This is a genomic window from Halomarina pelagica (assembly GCF_024228315.1).
Taxonomy (GTDB): domain Archaea; phylum Halobacteriota; class Halobacteria; order Halobacteriales; family Haloarculaceae; genus Halomarina; species Halomarina pelagica.
Genome location: NZ_CP100454.1, coordinates 3289107 through 3303577 on the forward strand (window position 1 = coordinate 3289107; position 14471 = coordinate 3303577).

The following is a 14471-nucleotide window of genomic DNA, read 5'->3' on the forward strand; positions in this document are numbered from 1 at the left end:
GCGGAAGAGGGCCACGCCCGACTCCGTACGGCGCGCGGAGAACCCACTCGTGGGGTAGCGGCTACTCGCGCGCCTCGGCCCGCTCCGCCACCAGCACGCCGAACTGCTCGTGGACCATCTCGACGGCGGTCAGCGCGAACCCGGCGTCGGTGAGCGCGTCCGCGAGCATCCCGACGGTGGCGGGGTCGTCCACCTCGGGGCTGTACAGCGGGTTCTCGGGATCGGGCGACCCGAAGAACATCACGTCGCCGAGGACGAACCGCCGCGGGCCGAGGGCCGCGATCGCCTCGATCGCCTCGCGCTTCTCCTCGTCCGCGAGGTGGTGCATGGCGAAGTTGGAGACGACCACGTCGACCGCCCCGTCGTACGCGGGGTCGCGGAACGTCCCCTTCCCGAACTCTACGTTGTCGAGGCCGAGGTCCGCGGCCTTCTCGCGGGCGCGCTCCATCATCCCCTCGCTGATGTCGCGGCCGACCACGCGCTTCGCGCGCCCGGCGAGCGCCAGCCCGATGGCCCCCGTCCCGCAGCCGAGGTCGAGGACCACGTCGTCCGGCCCCGGGTCGGCGTAGTCGACGACGAGCGAGACGCACGCCCGGTACTCCTCGGTCTGGTTCTGCGAGTCGTCGTAGTCGGCGGCGATCTCGTCGAAGCGGTCGGCGTGTTCCTCAATCGTCCTCTTCATACCTCCCACGTCGGACCCCCGGCTCAATGAACGAATCGGACCGCCGCTCGCGGTTCCGGGCGGCGAGTCGACCCCACTCGCGCAACCCCTCGCGGATCCACTCCGCGTCGAGGCCGATCACCTCGCCGACGGCGACGAGTTCGCGCGGCGCGCGCAGTTGGAGGTGCCCCCGCGCGTCGGCGCTCACGACGTGGGGCGCGTCGTACTTCGCGACGAGTTCGCGCAGCTTTCGCAGGTCGGCGATGGCTCGCACCCGCGGGCCGCCGTCGGCGCGGAGCACCCGCGAGAGGTCGAACTCGATCCGGACGCCGTTCTCCGCGGCGGCGCGGGCGAGGACGTGGTTGACGTCGCCGCCGTCCATCGGGTGTGCCAGCACGTCCACGCGCTCGTCCTCGACGGCGAACCGGTTGAGCGGGCCGCCGTGGACGCAGACCACCGTACGTCGCGTCCGGTGGCTCGTGACGAACCCGGCCGCCCGCGAGCGGCGCTCGGCGCGCACCTCCACGCCGTCGACGACGTCGACGCCGTACTCGGCGGTGATCGCCTCGGCGTCGTAGTCGGCCGTCGCGTCGCCGTGGTTGCGGACCACGAGCCCCTCGTATCCCTGCTCGGCGGCGGTCAGCGCCATGCGGGCGACGGTGCTCTCCCCGTCGGGGCGGACGTGGACGGCCTCGTACATACCCCCCGTTCCGCGGTGGACGGTTTGACGGTTGCGTTCCGGGCGGCGTCGGTCCCGGGAAAGAGTGGTCCGGCGTGCCGGGCCACGCCGGACGGCCGCGCTCGTCACGGTGGTCGCCTGACTCGCGCGGCCGTCCGATCCGACGGACGACGTCCGAATAGTTACGAGCCTGTTACGCCGTGAAAACAACGGGCAAGGTGATATTTATCGGGGTGCCGGCGGTTTCGGGGCGGCCTCCGATCGTCGAGCGCCGTCGGTCGGGGATCGATCGGCGACCGTTCAGAGATCGGCGAGCGTCTCCCGCGCGTTCTCGACGGCGGCGTCCTTCCGCGCGGGGTACGCCTCGACCTTGGCCCGGAAGGAGATGCCCTTCCCGAGCGCGACCCGCCCCCCGAACGCCGCCTGCTTGTCGAGGTAGAGGTAGAGTTCGCAGTCCTCGGTGACGCGTCGGTCGAGTTGGCCGAGGATCTGGTCGAGGTCGTCCGAGGTCGCCAGTCGCGACAGCACGTGACGGATGCCGTCGGCGTTCTCGACCCGCGCCGAGCGGACGACGATGCGGTCGCCGTGGTGGCCGACGTTCTCGGCGCGCTCGATCGGGAACTCCTCGGGGAGGAACGTCCGGAGGGCGTCCTCGACGCGTCGCTCGTCCTCGGTCGCGTAGGCGAACGCCTGCAGGTCGACGTAGTGGAAGGGAACGCCCGACATCCGCGCGGCGCTACTCCTCGCTCGCTTCGCTCTCGTCGGCGGCCTCGAGCGAGTCCTCGGGGACGCCCTGCTCCTGGCCGTCCTCGAAGCTCACCGTGTAGGTGGCGTTCCCGAACATGTTCTCGACGACCTGCGTGATCGTCCCCGTCCGCCCGTCGAACTCGCTGTGCTGGTCGTGCAGTACGACGCGGTCGTCCTCTTCGAATGCCATACGAGGTGGTACCCGAGGCCGGGACAAAAAGGCCGTGATTTGCCCGACGGACGACGGATCCGGCGTCGGTCCGGCGTCGGTCCGGCGTCGATCCGGCGTCGATTCACTGTCGATTCACCGTCGCCGTCGATTCACCGTCGATCGATCGCGATTCGTCGTGGATCCATCGATGTGTCGCCGACTCCGTCAGTCGCCGTCGTCGCCGTGGCCCGTCATCAGCGCGTGTTTGATGAGGGTCTCGTGGCCCCGGCGGAGGCGTTCGGAGAGCGCCTGGTGGGAGATGCCGAGTTCGTGGGCGAGTTCGGCCGCGGTGACGTCGCGGGGGACCTTGTAGTAGCCCCGGTCGACCGCGGTGGTGAGCGTCTCCTGTTGCATCTTCGTCAGCCCAAGTTCGCTGTGACGCCCCTCGTCCAGCCGGTAGATCCGCGTGAACCGCAGGGCGAGACCGTTCTCCTCGCAGTACTCGTACGTCTGCGAGAGGGCGCTGTGTTCGGGAAATAGGACGCGAAAGCGCCACACGTCACCCTTTCCGACGGCGGCGAGGATCGTCGCGTCCTCCTCGACGAGCAGGTGCACGAGCGACTGGATGCGATCGATCCACTCCATCTGGTAGAGCTGTTCCTCCTCGCCGTCGACGAGCAGCCGGAGGTTCTCCACGCTGGGATCCGCGTCGAGCGTCGCCGTGAGCGCCTCGGAGTCCGCGCCGAGCGCCCAGACGTACGGCATGACGCGGTCCATGTCGTGGGCGACGAGGCGCTCGATGTCGAACTCGACCTCCTCGAACGTCTCGAGCGTCTCTCGTAACGCGAATTCGTTCGCCGGTATCTCCACCTCCGCGACAGTACCCCCCATGATCCCCGAAGGCTAACCGGGGGGACCGTATATCGTCGTCGGTGGGGGGTCGGCGTCTCTCGGCGGGGGACGCTGTCGAACGTCCCGCTCGCGGTCGTGGTCGTGGGGATGGTCGTGGGGATAGTCGTGGTCGTGGTCGTGATCGCGCGTCGTACGATCGCCGCGTCGAGAACGTCGCTCGCGTCCGGGGTCAGAGCGCTACTTCTCCGGCTCGTCCGTCAGTTCGTCGGTCAGCGCCTCTATCTCGTCGAGCAACGATTCGACGGTCGGCCGGTCGGCGTACCTGATCCGTCCCCGACGGGGGTCGTACTCGAGGAGTCCGGCCTCGTCGAGTCGGGGGAGGATCGTGTGGTGGAGGCGGATCGCGAGGCGTCGTCGGTCCCTCTCCGGGTCGGTCTCGGGTTCGCGAGCGGCGTGCTCGTACAGCCGTTCGCAGAGGGCGTCGAGGGTGACGACTTCGTCCGACGCGGCGCTCAGACGGGCGAGTACGCGGCGTCGGTTCGCGTCGGCGAGAACGTCGAGCAACTCGTCCCGGGGGACCCGGCTCGGGATCTCGGCCGTACCTCCGGTGATCGCCTCGCGGCGATCGGATTCACCAGGATTCACGTTCCCACGACCGACCGCCGGACCAAACACGTTCTCCCTTGTTACGTCCAGCCGTTGAAGTGCCCCCGTACCGCGGGCGTCCCCGGTCCGCTCGTCCGGCGCTCGTCACCGACGATCCTCCCCCTGGAGGACGTGTTCGAGGATCGCCTTGTTACCCCGGCGGATGCGCTGGGAGAGCGCCTGCTGGGAGATGTCGAGTTCGTCCGCGAGATCCGAAAGCGTCGACTGACTGGGAGTGTCGAAGTATCCGCGTTCGAGCGCGAGGAGGAGCGCCCGTCGCTGTTCGGGCGTGACGTCGAGTGGATCGCTCTCGAGGATCGGATCGCTCAACGTGTAGACGCGGCCGAGGGAGTAGGAGATGCCACCGTCGAGACAGGCGTTGTGGAACTCGGAGAGGTGTTCGTGCGTCGGGAAGATCAGCCGTAGGTCCCAGCTCTCGTTTCGGTTCTGCGCCTGGAGGACGACCGCGTCCGTGACGGTCAGCGCGTCGGTGAAGTCCCGCACCGTCTCGTTCCACTCGGCGGCGTAGAGGACGCGGTTGTCGAACCGCTCGAGCGCGGTGAGTTCGGTCACCTGTCCGCTCTCCTCGACGCGCCGCTCGAACGCCTCCAGGTCGCCGTTCTTCGCCCAGAAGAGCGGCAGTGAGCCGCTCCCCAGCGGAACGATCCGTTCGAACTCGACGGCGAGATCCGGCGCGTCGTTCAGAATCGAACCCAGCGGAAAGTAGGACGGTGAGAGGGAGATTTCGGCGATGACGGCCATTGCGGCGAACCATCATTCGCCGCCAGGATCTGTCTCTGCCTTGTTCCAACAAGGTATATTTACGATTGGACGGGGTCACTCGACCGATGCACTCGAAGCGCCCAGCAGGACGTGTTCGAGGATCGCCTTGTTACCCCGGCGGATGCGCTGGGAGAGCGCCTGCTGGGAGATGCCGAGTTCGTCCGCGAGCGAGGTGAGCGTCACCTCGCTCGGGGTGTCGAAGTACCCCTCTTCGAGCGCCAGCAAGAGGGCCTCCCGCTGTTCGTCGGTCAGGGAGACGCCGCCGCCCTCGGTTCCAGTATTGGACAGAGTGTAGACGCGACCGAGCGTGTACGACAGACCGATCTCGAGGCAGTGGTTGTGAAACTCCGAGAGCGTCTCGTGGGAGTGAAACACCAGGCGGAAGTGCCAGCTCTCGTCGTCGTGACCGTGCGCGCGCAGGATGAGCGCATCGGTGACCGCGAGCCCGTCGATGAACCCCTTCGCCTCGCCGCACCACGTGACCGAGTACAGGGTGCGTCCGTCGGTCCGGACGAGACGCGTCAGCTCGCCCACGTCGTCACTGGTTCGAAGCCGCCGTTCGAACGCCTCCATGTCGCTCCCCCACGCCCAGAGGATCGGCATGGCGTCACCATCGGTCGGGATGATCCGTTCGAACTCGACGTGTACGTCCGAATCGGCAGTGAGGAGCGTACCCAGGGGAAAGCCGTCCGGCGGAAGGGCGACTTCGGCAATGACTGCCATGCGCTACGTAGGTAGCCGAGCAGCAGCGGCGTAAAGGTTACCCCGGCGATCGAATTCGACGAGGCCGCACCCGCCGAGTTCGCCCCGCGAGACGACCGTAGCCGGTCGATACATCGATCCGACTTCAGATAGTTCAGAGATCTAAGCTGGTTAAGACCTCATTAATAGTTAAGCGAACGATTACGTTATAGAGCGTTAAGATAGTCTGTGACGCCTCCCGCGCTCCGGTCGGCAACGAAGCCTTATTCCCGACGCTCGACGTACCCGAGACGATGAACGATCACGGGACAGCGGGGGGTTCACCGTGACGCTCGACGAGTTGTGGTTCCTCGCGGACGAGGCGTCCCGGCGCGCCGAGCGGGCGTACCACCGACTGTGCGAGCACTCGGACGGCACCCTCGAGTTCACGCGAGAGCGCGCCGTCTCGCGCCGGCGGTTCGAGACGCTCGCGGAGCGCATCCGGGCGACGGGGGCGCCCTACGGCGCTCACTCGGTCGTCCACCGCGAGTCGGGCGAACTCCTCCTCGTCCGCCACGAGGGGGTCGACATGTGGGTTCTCCCGGGCGGCGGCGTCGACGGCGACGAGTCGTTCCGCGAGACGGCCCGGCGCGAACTCGCGGAGGAGGCGGGCGTCGAGGTGACCTACGAGGGGCTGGCGATGCTCACCCGCGTCGAACTCCGTCACGGGAACTACGAGACGTGGGGCGTCCTCCCGGTCTTCGCCGCGCGGGCGGAGACGGTCGAGCCGACCGTGACGGATCCCGACGGGGAGATCAGCGAGGCGCGCTGGTTCGCCGACCTCCCGGCCGACACGCGCGACCGCGAGGAACTGCTCGCCTGGCGGGCGGAGGCGCTGTGACCGCGCGACGCACGTGACGGGTCCGCCGGGTCGCCCCCGACGACTCCCGCACGCGGTCACCTCGCCGCGCCGACGTCGGCGCACGCGTCCAGCAGGTGCGCCCGCAGGGCGTCGTGGGCGACGGCGGCGGTCACGTGCCCCTTCTCCACCGTCCGGAGGTCCATCCCGTCGTAGCACCCGCGCTGCTCGTCGTACTCGACGAGTCGGTCGTAGCGCGCGAGCAGCGGCGCGACGCCCCCGGACTCGGCGTCGTCGTACGCCGCCTCGAAGTTCAGAACCTCGCGCAGCACCCCCGGGCGCGACCGGGCCTCCGGGGCGGTGAGGTGGCGGTACGCCGAGGCGGTGAACAGCAGATCCGGTGCCGCGCCCGCGAGCATCGGGACGTACGCGTCCGCCGTGTCGAACGCCGCCCGGTGGAAGTTCGTCACGAACCCGCCGAGGCTGATACCGGACACGGCCGCGGGACCGTCGAGTCCTTCGACGACCGCCTGCGCGAGCGCCGCGGACGCGGCGACCATCGCGGCGAAGTTGTCGAGCGACTCCATCGCCGCGAGGTACGCCATCGACGGGACGTCGTGAAAGGCCGCCCTGATCGCGATGCAGTTCGCGCCGAGCGGTCCGTCCGCGGGACGGACGACGTCGCGAAACGAGTTCGTCGCGGCGTCGTCCGCGTCCGGCCGCTCGCCGCTCCCGTGGTGGTAGAGGAGCGTCGGCGCGTCGGGGCCGTGCCACTCCGCGACGACCAGCCCGAGCGGCAGTCGCCCGACGAGCGTCCGCGCCACCAGTTCGTGCGTCCCCGGCGTCAGCGGCGGGCGGTCGAGGCGCACCGCGTCGAGGTGCTCCGCGAGCGGCGGGCTCTCGAGTCGCCGGGAGAAGATCCGCGGACCGACGAGCGCGGCGGTGGCGCGGACGGTGAGCGCGTCGAGCGCGCCGTGTCGGTTCACGTCAGACCAGCTCGAAGGCGTGAATCGGCCAGTCGCTCTCGTAGGAGAGCGCCGCCGACCGCTCCGCGTCGGTGGGCTCCCGGACGACGAGTTCGACCCGCGCGCCGATCTCGACCGCGTCGTACGGCGCGTCCACCCGGCCGGTGAGGCGAGCGCCGGAGTCGAGTTCGACGATCGCGACGGTGTACGGCGCGAGGTCGGCGAACGCCGGCGGCGGCGTCCGGACCTCGGTGTGGGAGACGACCGTTCCCGAACGCGGCTGTTCCTCGACGTCCACCGCCCGATTCCCGCAGGCGTAGCAGGCTGGGCGTGGGGGGACGAGCGCCGCCCCGCAGTCCCCGCAGGTCGCGCCGAGGAGCCGTCCCTCGGAGAGCGCCGCGAAGAACCCCGGCAGGGTGAACGGGCTGTCGGCGTCGAGGTCGTCTGGCGCGAGCGGTCCGGTCATGTCGCGGTCACCACGTGCGAGACGGTCACGGCGTCGGCGACGCCGCCCTCGTTGACCAGGAGCGCCGTCCGGGCGTCCTCGACCTGTCGCTCGCCGGCCCGGCCGGTGAGCTGTTCGTACGCCTCGACGGCCTGGGCGATCCCCGTCGCGCCGATGGGGTGGCCGCGCGCCTTCAGCCCGCCGCTCGTGCTGAGGCGCACGTCGGTCCAGCCGTCGGAGCGCTCGGCCGGGTCGAGCGCGCTCTCGTAGCCCAGCCCGCGCGGGGCGAACCCGACCGCCTCCGAGAGGAGCGCCTCGCAGACGGTGAACGCGTCGTGGACCTCCGCGAGGTCGACGTCCTCGGGTCCGACGCCCGCCTCCCCGTAGGCCCGCTCGGCGGCGACGTTCGCCCCCTCGACGAACGTCAGGTCCCGCGCTGCGACGCCGATGTTGTTCGCGGCCGCGCCGACGCCCGCCACCCGTACTTGCTCGTCGCGCTGGACGAGGTCGTCCGCGAGTTCCGGCGTGGTCACGAGCGCGACGGCCGCCCCGTCGGAGACGGGCGCGCAGTCGAACAGCTTCAGCGGCGGCGCGATGTAGTTCGACTCGAGGACGGCGTCGAGGTCGATCTCGCGGCGGAACTGCGCGCGCGGGTTCCGAGCCGCGTTCCGGTGGTTCTTCACGGCGATGCGCGCGAGGTCCGCCTCGGTCGCGTCATGCTCGTGGAGGTACCGCTGTGCGAGCAGCGCGTACTGGCTGGGCGCGGTGATCCCCGAGCGCTGTTCGAGCGCGCGGTCGAACGCCGCGGAGAGGGCGTCGGTCGCGCCGGCCGTCCCGCCCGCGGTCATCTTCTCGACGCCGCAGGCGAGGACGGCCTCGTGGGTCCCCCGACGCACGTCCTCGACCGCGTGGCGGAGCGCGAGCGCCCCGGCGGCGGCACAGCCCTCGACGCGCTCGGCGGGGACGTTCCGCAGCCCCGCCCACTCCGCGAGGAGCGTCCCGTACATGATCTGGTGCTCGTACGCCTCCGACTGGTTGCCGACGTAGAGGGCCTCCACCACCTCCGCGGGGTCGGGGAGCCCCTCGAACGCCTCCGCCAGCGCGACCGAGAAGAGGTCCCGGCCGGGCAGGTCGGTGCGACCGATCGGCGAACAGCCGACCGCGACGATCCGTGGGTCTGGCATGCGTGCACACTGCACGAGCACCGCTAAATCGTTTCGCCCTCGCCGCACCGGTTCGTCCGGTTCGCGTGACCGTCTCCCGCCCCGACCGGGTAAATCGTCCCCTACTCGGGACGGATCGGCCGCTACTCCGGACCGAACGTCTCTCCCGGGCGCGCGTCGGCGTCCATCCGCCGGAGGGCGGCGCGGGCGTTCGCGGCGTCGTAGCCGAACAGCACGTCCTTCGAGTAGGCGTCCGCCACCTCGCTCGCCTTGATGAGGCGATCGACGTCGACGTTGACGGCGTACAGCTCGATCGAGAACGGCGTCACCAGCTCGTCGACGAAGCCCGAGGCGATCACCTCGAGCCAGTAGGTCGTCGAGTAGGCCATGTCGTAGATCGGGACGACGAACTCGTCCACGTAGTCGTCCAGCGCGGCGGGGTCGAGCCCCGCGCGCTCCCGGAGGTGCCCGGGGTACGGGTCGGGGTAGAGCGTGAGGTGGAGGCGACCGGGCACGCGCTCGCGCGCCTCGGCGACGAACTCCTCGATGACGTGCGCGCGCCACTCGAAGCGATCCTCGAAGTCGCTCTCCTCGAACCGCCGCCGACACCGATCGCAGTAGCAGTACTCCGGGCGGGGAAAGCCCACGTCGTCGAGGCGAACGTCCGGCGAGACCGCCGCGCAGTCCTCGATCGTTTCCAACAACCCCTCGCGGTACGTATCGTGCGTGGGACAGACGTAGGACCAGTCGAAGAACTGGCGCTCGCGCGTGGCGGGCTGTCCCTCGTCGTTCACCGGCAGGAGGTCGGGTTCGGCCCGCGTCGCGGCGTTGTCCGCGAAGCAGGAGACCATGTTCACCGCCCCGGGGACGGGGTCGGAGGCGCGCCCGGAGACGTCCTTGGCCTCGTAGAACCGCCGGTCGAACTCCTCCCACTCCAGTTCGGGCGGGTTGCGCGTGACGACGCCGTACATGCCCTCCGCTTGCGCGGGGGCACGCCTAAGTGGTTCGTTCGGCGGGGACCGCGCCCCGGGGAGGGACGTGTCCGAAGGATTCGGTCCGGTCGTCTGTTCGGGTCGTTCGGCTATCGCTTCACGTAGAACGCGACGGCGATAGTGACCAGTGCGACGAGTGCGAGTACTTTCTTGGACATCGACCGATCGATCGCCGCGACGGATCATAATCTTTCCCCCTCGTCGACTGAACGGTTCAGATGTGGTCGGCGATGTCCCGTCGGATGATCGTGTCGCAGTAGGCACACCGAACGCCGGCGTCGAGGACTTCGAAGGCGGACGCTACCGGCTCGTCTCCCGTCGTGATGCAGTTGGGGTTCGGGCAGGCGAGCACGCCCTCCACGCGGTCGGGACGGACGACGCGGTTCTTCTCGACCACCTCGTAGTCGCGGACGATGTTGATCGAGGCGGCGGGCGCGATGAGCGAGATGACGTCCACCTCCGCCTGGCTGAGTTCGCGGCCCTCGACCTTCACGATGTCCTTCCGGCCGAGCTTGTCGCTCGGGACGTTCATCCCGACGCTGACCGTCTCGCCGGCGGAACCGTCGATGCCGAGGATGGCGAGCACCTTGAGTGCCTGCCCGCCGGGGACGTGGTCGATGACGGTGCCGTCGCGGATCTTGGAGACGCGGAGCGTGTCGTCGCTCATCGGTCCTCACCCCCGATCATCGCGTCGAGCAGCGCCATGCGGACGGGGACGCCGTTGTGCGCCTGCTCGAAGTACTTCGCGCGAGTCGTGTCGTCGACGTCGGCCGAGATCTCGTCCACGCGCGGAAGCGGGTGCATCACGACGAGGTCCTCGCGGGCGGCCGCGAGCGTCCCCTCGTCGATCCGGTACTGCCCCGCGACGGCGCGGTACTCGTTCTCGTCGGGGAAGCGCTCGCGCTGGATGCGCGTCACGTAGAGCACGTCCAGTTCCGAGAGCACCTCCTCCAGGTCGGTGTGTTCGCGGACCTGCGCGCCCGCCTCGTGGAGGTCGTAGCGCACCGACCGCGGCAACCGGAGGCTCTCGGGGCTGACGAAGTGCTGGCGGGCGTCGAAGTTCGTGAGGGCCGACGCGAGCGAGTGGACCGTCCGGCCGTACTTCAGGTCGCCCATGATCCCGATGGTGAGGTCGTCCAGCCCCGCGTTCTCGCGGATCGTATAGAGGTCGAGCAGCGTCTGGGAGGGGTGCTGTCCGGCCCCGTCGCCCGCGTTGATGAGCGGGACGTCGACGAACTCGCTCGCCATCTTCGCCGCCCCCTCGCTCGGGTGCCGGAGGACGATCGCGTCGGCGTACCCCTCGACGACGCGCACCGTGTCGGCGAGCGTCTCGCCCTTCTTCACCGAGGAGGTCTCGACGGGCCCCATGTCGACGGTGGTTCCGCCGAGGCGCTTCATCGCGGCGTCGAAGCTCATCTTCGTCCGCGTGCTCGGCTCGAAGAACAGGAGCGCGAGGATCGCGTCGCCGTGATCCGGGGGGTCGTCCGCGATGGTCGCGGCACGGTCGAGCACGGCCTCGATGTCGTCCCGCGAGAGCTGTTTCGCGCTGATCAGGTGGTCGTGCCGCATCAGTTGCAAGCCGGACACCGAGGGGCTTGAATCTCCCGAACCGCACCGTGGGTTTACGTAGGAGGACGGACCCAGCGACGGTATGCTGGCGGTCGCAGGCGGCAAGGGCGGGGTCGGGAAGACGACGACGACGCTCTGTCTCGCGGAGGCGCTCGCGCGGATCGAGGGGCGAGCCGTGGCCGTGGACGCAGACAGGGAGATGCCGGACCTCGCTCGAGCGGCCGGACTCGAAGACGGGACGCGCGAAGCGCCGAGGGGGGACGTCGCCGCGATCGCCGAGGGGCGGTCCCCCGGCGAGGCCGGTCGGCCGCTCCCCTCGAACCCGCGCGTTACCGTCGTCTCGACCCGCCGCTGCTCGGCGGCGACCCTCCGTCGCGCACTCTCGGCGATGCTCGAGGCGGACGCGCCGGTGCTCGTCGACTGCCCGGCGGGCGCGGGTCGCGACGCGGCGCTCCCGCTTCGATGCGCGGAGCGCGCGCTCGTCGTCTCGACGCCGACGCCCGCCAGCCTCCGCGACGCGGCGAAGACCGTCGCGATGGCCGAGGCGCTCGGCACGCCCGTCGTCGGCGCGGCGGTCACCCGGTGCGACGGCGTCCCGGAGACGGCGTCCCGGCTGCTCACCTGTCCGATTCGCGCCCGCATCCCCCCGGCGACGTCGCCCCGATCGAACCGCGGCGTACGTGCGGCGTACGCGGGGCTCGCCGAACGTTTTATTTCATTGAACACTAACCAAAATAGCTATACATACACGGACTAATGAAATCCCGTGAAGTGAGATGGTCGAGAGGCTCCAGACGGGCGTCGACGTGCTCGACCGGAAGCTCGGCGGCGGCATCCCCGCCGGGAGTCTGGTCGCGCTCTGTGCGCCCCCCGCGAGCCAGGCGGAGTTGTTCCTCCACGAACTCACCGCGACCCGGGGGACGCTCTACGTCACGCTCGCGCGCACGGAGGCCGCCGTCGCGGATAGCTTCCGGAACTCACCGACGCGGGCGGGCACGCCCACCGTCAGGCACGTCACCGGCGACGCGCCCCTCGACAACGCGGCGAAGCTCGTGAGCGCGCTCCCGGAGACCTCCAACCTCATCGTCGACCCGGCGGACGTCCTCGAACGGCACGACCAGGACCGCTATCGAAACTTCCTGAACGGACTCCAGAACCACATCCAGAACACGGGCGGAGTAGCGGTACTCTACTGCCTCGACGGGGTGGCCGTCCCGACGGGTCGAGACACGACCAGACACGTGGCGGACATCGTCTTCGACCTCGAAACGCGCGTCGGGAACGACGCCGTCGAGAACCGCCTCACCGTCCCCAAGTTCCGCGGCGGCCGTGCGCTCCCGGACGTGGTGAAGCTCGAACTCGCGGAGGGGGTCACCATCGACACGAGCCGGGACATCGCGTAGGTCGGACATATCATCTGCGCTCACTGCCGATTGTCAGCGACAGTGGCTGTTCGAGGCGGGCGTGTGTCACCGTAGCGAGAGCGTTACGCGTCCCTTACCCCGCTCCGTCGGTGGATGGAGGGCCGTTTCGGCCCCCGTCCCCGGCGCGTTTCCCCGGAAAGGTTAGCGATACGTGATACTCATTCAGGCACCTCCCAACGAGAAAACCGTGGTGCGGAGCCGGGGTGAAACGGTCCGAAACTCCGCGGGACCGTGCGGAACGTACTCACAGTGATATAACGCTGCGAGCCAGTGGTGAAGACGATTACACATGGACGATGTCACGAGTGGGATACTGGCAAACCACCGGCGGCGGTACGTGCTCTCGTACCTCGAGGACTGTCCGCGCGAGTCGGTCTCGGTCGCCGACCTCACCAGTCAGGTGATCGCCCGGGAACTGGTGATGGGACCGGTACCGGTGGACCCGGAGTCCGTCGAGGTGACGCTCACGCGCGTTCACCTCCCGCGACTCGACGACGCGGGGGCCATCGAGTACGACCGCGACGCCGACACGGTCCGACGCCGCCGTCCGGACGACCTGGAGGTGGCCCTAGAAGACAGTACAGTTCGCATACCGCAAGAGGGGAGTTCCGCGTAGGGCCGACCCTTCGCCCTCGCCGTTTCGCCGCCCCCGCCGTCTCCGCCTCCTCGCTCTCCTCACTCCCCGCTACTCCCTTCCGTTCTCGGAACAGCTAGAACGTCGTGGGGACGGAGCGCGTCGCCCCGCGTCGGTTCGACCCCCGTCCGGGCGGGGGTACTGTTACTCCTCGTCCAGTTCGTCGACGATGTCGTCGGCGTCCACGTCGGCCTCCTCCAGCGCCGCCTCGAGGTCGGCACCGCCGGCACCGCCGGCACCGCCCATGCCGCCCATCATGCCCCCGAGTCCGCCCATCCCGGCGGCCGCGTTGTCGATCGTCTCCTGAATGATCACGCGGTCGAGGTCGACCTGGTCCATGATCTGCTGGGCGATCTGCTGCTTCTGGAACATCCACTGCTGGTTGAACGAGAGCTGCGGGCTCGCCTCGACGTAGAGCGTCTCCTTCTCGACCGTCACGGTCTCGAACTCGGGTTCGGCCTCCTCGTCCTCCTCGCTCTCTTCGTCCTCGTCGGGCTCGACCAGCTGTTCCTCCTCGACCTCGTCGGTCCGGATGTCCATCTCCAGGTCGGCGTCGAGGTACATGTCGAACAGCCCCTTCGCGCGTTCGAGTTTGTCCTCGACGACGCCGACGACCTCGTAGTCGTACTCGATGTCCTCGCCCGCGAGCGGGTGGTTGAAGTCGACGCGCGCGCGGCCGCCGATGATCGTCTCGAGGTAGCCCTGCTGTCCGTCGACGTTCACCTGCGCGCCGGGGTAGCGGTCGTCCTCCGGGATCTTCTCGGCGCTGACCGTGCGCACGTTCTCCTGGTCGTACTCGCCGAAGGCCTCGGCGGCCGGGACCGTCACGGAGCCGGAGTCGCCGACCTCCTTGCCGACGACGTCCTCCTCGACGGCCTCGAAGATGTGGCCAGCACCGAGGACGACGACGCGCGGTTCGAACTCACGCTGTTCGGTGTCGATCCCCTCCTCCTCGGCGACCTCCTCGTCGGTCGTGTCGACGAGCTGGTCCCCCTCGACGGTGCGAGCGGTGTAGGCGAGCCGGACGAAGTCGCCGTCCTGGACGCCCTCGGTCTCGGCCTCCTCCTCTTCGACTTCCTCCTGCTCGGCGTCCGTCTCCTGCTCGTCGACCGCTTCCTGTTCGGTCTCCTCCCGCTCGGCGACCTCCTCGTCGGGTTCGTCACTCATACCGAACACGTCCTCCCGAAGCACCCTTAATAACCACGTTTCGAAGAGGCGAGT

General features: G+C 69.3%; 19 protein-coding genes. 4 read left to right on the forward strand and 15 right to left on the reverse strand.

Annotated features, from left to right (window positions below; translation table 11 throughout):
- Window positions 1-61: 61 nt before the first annotated feature.
- The 8 genes from NKI68_RS17195 to NKI68_RS17230 form a co-directional block, all read right to left on the reverse strand.
- Window positions 62-682, reverse strand: a complete 621-nt coding sequence (locus NKI68_RS17195; RefSeq protein WP_254544351.1) for a class I SAM-dependent methyltransferase — start codon at window positions 680-682, stop codon at window positions 62-64.
- The gene (locus NKI68_RS17200) at window positions 666-1361 is read right to left on the reverse strand and encodes an RNase P subunit p30 family protein (RefSeq protein WP_254544352.1); all 696 of its coding nucleotides are present in this window, start codon (window positions 1359-1361) and stop codon (window positions 666-668) included. Before NKI68_RS17200 ends, NKI68_RS17195 begins: the two co-directional genes overlap by 17 nt.
- Before the next feature lie 279 nt (window positions 1362-1640).
- On the reverse strand, window positions 1641-2066 hold the full coding sequence (locus tag NKI68_RS17205) for an RNA-binding protein (RefSeq protein WP_254544353.1): 426 nt from the start codon (window positions 2064-2066) through the stop codon (window positions 1641-1643).
- Between the two features lie 10 nt (window positions 2067-2076).
- Window positions 2077-2277: a DUF1918 domain-containing protein gene (locus NKI68_RS17210; RefSeq protein WP_254544354.1), complete on the reverse strand. Its 201-nt coding sequence runs from the start codon at window positions 2275-2277 to the stop codon at window positions 2077-2079.
- 186 nt (window positions 2278-2463) lie between these two features.
- Window positions 2464-3129 carry a helix-turn-helix domain-containing protein gene (locus tag NKI68_RS17215; RefSeq protein WP_254544355.1) on the reverse strand — a complete coding sequence of 222 codons (666 nt, stop codon included), beginning with the start codon at window positions 3127-3129 and terminating at the stop codon, window positions 2464-2466.
- A gap of 198 nt (window positions 3130-3327) precedes the next feature.
- Complete coding sequence (locus NKI68_RS17220) at window positions 3328-3735, reverse strand: DUF7344 domain-containing protein (RefSeq protein ID WP_254544356.1); 408 nt, start codon at window positions 3733-3735, stop codon at window positions 3328-3330.
- A gap of 105 nt (window positions 3736-3840) precedes the next feature.
- The gene (locus tag NKI68_RS17225; protein ID WP_254544357.1) at window positions 3841-4497 is read right to left on the reverse strand and encodes a helix-turn-helix domain-containing protein; all 657 of its coding nucleotides are present in this window, start codon (window positions 4495-4497) and stop codon (window positions 3841-3843) included.
- 75 nt (window positions 4498-4572) lie between these two features.
- The gene (locus NKI68_RS17230) at window positions 4573-5241 is read right to left on the reverse strand and encodes a helix-turn-helix domain-containing protein (protein ID WP_254544358.1); all 669 of its coding nucleotides are present in this window, start codon (window positions 5239-5241) and stop codon (window positions 4573-4575) included.
- A 304-nt stretch (window positions 5242-5545) separates the two neighbouring features.
- Here NKI68_RS17230 and NKI68_RS17235 point away from each other — a divergent pair, with 304 nt between their 5' ends.
- On the forward strand, window positions 5546-6100 hold the full coding sequence (locus NKI68_RS17235) for an NUDIX hydrolase (RefSeq protein WP_254544359.1): 555 nt from the start codon (window positions 5546-5548) through the stop codon (window positions 6098-6100).
- A gap of 56 nt (window positions 6101-6156) precedes the next feature.
- On the opposite strand, the gene NKI68_RS17240 is transcribed toward NKI68_RS17235, so the two are convergent.
- The 6 genes from NKI68_RS17240 to pyrB form a co-directional block, all read right to left on the reverse strand.
- Complete coding sequence (locus tag NKI68_RS17240; RefSeq protein WP_254544360.1) at window positions 6157-7044, reverse strand: hypothetical protein; 888 nt, start codon at window positions 7042-7044, stop codon at window positions 6157-6159.
- Between the two features lies 1 nt (window position 7045).
- On the reverse strand, window positions 7046-7489 hold the full coding sequence (locus NKI68_RS17245) for a Zn-ribbon domain-containing OB-fold protein (RefSeq protein WP_254544361.1): 444 nt from the start codon (window positions 7487-7489) through the stop codon (window positions 7046-7048).
- Window positions 7486-8652, reverse strand: coding sequence for a thiolase C-terminal domain-containing protein (locus NKI68_RS17250; protein WP_254544362.1), 1167 nt, complete (start codon window positions 8650-8652; stop codon window positions 7486-7488). The genes NKI68_RS17245 and NKI68_RS17250 overlap by 4 nt, the downstream gene beginning before the upstream one ends.
- 122 nt (window positions 8653-8774) lie before the next feature.
- Window positions 8775-9602 (reverse strand): hypothetical protein, encoded by an 828-nt coding sequence (locus tag NKI68_RS17255; RefSeq protein WP_254544363.1) that lies wholly within the window; start codon window positions 9600-9602, stop codon window positions 8775-8777.
- A 235-nt stretch (window positions 9603-9837) separates the two neighbouring features.
- Window positions 9838-10290 carry an aspartate carbamoyltransferase regulatory subunit gene (gene pyrI / locus NKI68_RS17260; protein WP_254544364.1) on the reverse strand — a complete coding sequence of 151 codons (453 nt, stop codon included), beginning with the start codon at window positions 10288-10290 and terminating at the stop codon, window positions 9838-9840.
- Window positions 10287-11192 carry an aspartate carbamoyltransferase gene (pyrB, locus tag NKI68_RS17265; RefSeq protein ID WP_254544365.1) on the reverse strand — a complete coding sequence of 302 codons (906 nt, stop codon included), beginning with the start codon at window positions 11190-11192 and terminating at the stop codon, window positions 10287-10289. Before pyrB ends, pyrI begins: the two co-directional genes overlap by 4 nt.
- Before the next feature lie 82 nt (window positions 11193-11274).
- Here pyrB and NKI68_RS17270 point away from each other — a divergent pair, with 82 nt between their 5' ends.
- The 3 genes from NKI68_RS17270 to NKI68_RS17280 all read left to right on the forward strand — a co-directional run bounded on the left by NKI68_RS17270 (window position 11275) and on the right by NKI68_RS17280 (window position 13232).
- Window positions 11275-11949 (forward strand): MinD/ParA family ATP-binding protein, encoded by a 675-nt coding sequence (locus NKI68_RS17270; RefSeq protein WP_254544366.1) that lies wholly within the window; start codon window positions 11275-11277, stop codon window positions 11947-11949.
- Between the two features lie 19 nt (window positions 11950-11968).
- Window positions 11969-12595 (forward strand): RAD55 family ATPase, encoded by a 627-nt coding sequence (locus tag NKI68_RS17275; protein WP_254544367.1) that lies wholly within the window; start codon window positions 11969-11971, stop codon window positions 12593-12595.
- 310 nt (window positions 12596-12905) lie between these two features.
- A complete protein-coding gene (locus NKI68_RS17280; RefSeq protein ID WP_254544368.1) occupies window positions 12906-13232 on the forward strand; it encodes a DUF7344 domain-containing protein in 327 nt (108 codons plus the stop codon).
- A gap of 162 nt (window positions 13233-13394) precedes the next feature.
- Here the strand turns inward: NKI68_RS17280 and NKI68_RS17285 are convergent, their stop codons facing one another.
- Complete coding sequence (locus NKI68_RS17285) at window positions 13395-14417, reverse strand: FKBP-type peptidyl-prolyl cis-trans isomerase (RefSeq protein ID WP_254544369.1); 1023 nt, start codon at window positions 14415-14417, stop codon at window positions 13395-13397.
- Window positions 14418-14471: the final 54 nt, after the last annotated feature.

Bases quoted from the DNA above. Each gene is read 5' to 3' on its own strand.
- NKI68_RS17195 (WP_254544351.1), bottom strand. From the start codon at position 682: ATGAAGAGGACGATTGAGGAACACGCCGACCGCTTCGACGAGATCGCC.
- NKI68_RS17200 (WP_254544352.1), bottom strand. From the start codon at position 1,361: ATGTACGAGGCCGTCCACGTCCGCCCCGACGGGGAGAGCACCGTCGCC.
- NKI68_RS17205 (WP_254544353.1), bottom strand. From the start codon at position 2,066: ATGTCGGGCGTTCCCTTCCACTACGTCGACCTGCAGGCGTTCGCCTAC.
- NKI68_RS17210 (WP_254544354.1), bottom strand. From the start codon at position 2,277: ATGGCATTCGAAGAGGACGACCGCGTCGTACTGCACGACCAGCACAGC.
- NKI68_RS17215 (WP_254544355.1), bottom strand. From the start codon at position 3,129: ATGGGGGGTACTGTCGCGGAGGTGGAGATACCGGCGAACGAATTCGCG.
- NKI68_RS17225 (WP_254544357.1), bottom strand. From the start codon at position 4,497: ATGGCCGTCATCGCCGAAATCTCCCTCTCACCGTCCTACTTTCCGCTG.
- NKI68_RS17230 (WP_254544358.1), bottom strand. From the start codon at position 5,241: ATGGCAGTCATTGCCGAAGTCGCCCTTCCGCCGGACGGCTTTCCCCTG.
- NKI68_RS17245 (WP_254544361.1), bottom strand. From the start codon at position 7,489: ATGACCGGACCGCTCGCGCCAGACGACCTCGACGCCGACAGCCCGTTC.
- NKI68_RS17250 (WP_254544362.1), bottom strand. From the start codon at position 8,652: ATGCCAGACCCACGGATCGTCGCGGTCGGCTGTTCGCCGATCGGTCGC.
- NKI68_RS17255 (WP_254544363.1), bottom strand. From the start codon at position 9,602: ATGTACGGCGTCGTCACGCGCAACCCGCCCGAACTGGAGTGGGAGGAG.
- pyrI (WP_254544364.1), bottom strand. From the start codon at position 10,290: ATGAGCGACGACACGCTCCGCGTCTCCAAGATCCGCGACGGCACCGTC.
- pyrB (WP_254544365.1), bottom strand. From the start codon at position 11,192: ATGCGGCACGACCACCTGATCAGCGCGAAACAGCTCTCGCGGGACGAC.
- NKI68_RS17270 (WP_254544366.1), top strand. From the start codon at position 11,275: ATGCTGGCGGTCGCAGGCGGCAAGGGCGGGGTCGGGAAGACGACGACG.
- NKI68_RS17275 (WP_254544367.1), top strand. From the start codon at position 11,969: ATGGTCGAGAGGCTCCAGACGGGCGTCGACGTGCTCGACCGGAAGCTC.
- NKI68_RS17280 (WP_254544368.1), top strand. From the start codon at position 12,906: ATGGACGATGTCACGAGTGGGATACTGGCAAACCACCGGCGGCGGTAC.
- NKI68_RS17285 (WP_254544369.1), bottom strand. From the start codon at position 14,417: ATGAGTGACGAACCCGACGAGGAGGTCGCCGAGCGGGAGGAGACCGAA.